Annotated in this window: 1 protein-coding gene; it reads right to left on the reverse strand. The window is 57.2% G+C overall.

Going from position 1 to position 425, the window contains the following annotated elements:
* The coding region (locus tag C5J22_RS30885) for a 4-hydroxythreonine-4-phosphate dehydrogenase PdxA (protein WP_205837251.1) at positions 1-378 on the reverse strand (378 nt) is incomplete at its 3' end.
* Between the last annotated feature and the right edge of the window lie 47 nt (positions 379-425).

Raw genomic sequence — 425 nt, forward strand, 5'->3', positions numbered from 1 at the left:
AATGACGCCTTTATGCACGGGGCCTGTGATCAGCGCAGCAAATTCACCGTTCAGACAGCCATCACACGCTCGCGCCAGCGTCTCCACCACGTAATGCCCATTTTCAATCGCTAACTGCCCCGCAGTGACAGATTCACGTAGCGCGAAAGGAAGTAGCGTTAATGTGCCCGTAGTTTGCGGTTGTGCAGGGGAGGTGGGGGAATAAGGGCGGAGGGTGAGCGGCAAACCGAGCATCGCTGCCCGGTCGGTAAGGAGAGTGGCATCGGCACAAACAACCAGTTCGACCGGCCACTCACGCTGTGCAAGCTGGACAACTAAGTCCGGGCCAATCCCGGCGGGCTCGCCGGGAGTGATCACAACACGTTGGGTTTTAACCATTAGTTGCTCAGGATTTTAACGTAGGCGCTGGCACGTTGTTCCTGCAT

The organism is Neorhizobium sp. T25_13 (assembly GCF_002968675.1).
GTDB classification, from domain to species: domain Bacteria; phylum Pseudomonadota; class Alphaproteobacteria; order Rhizobiales; family Rhizobiaceae; genus Neorhizobium; species Neorhizobium tomejilense.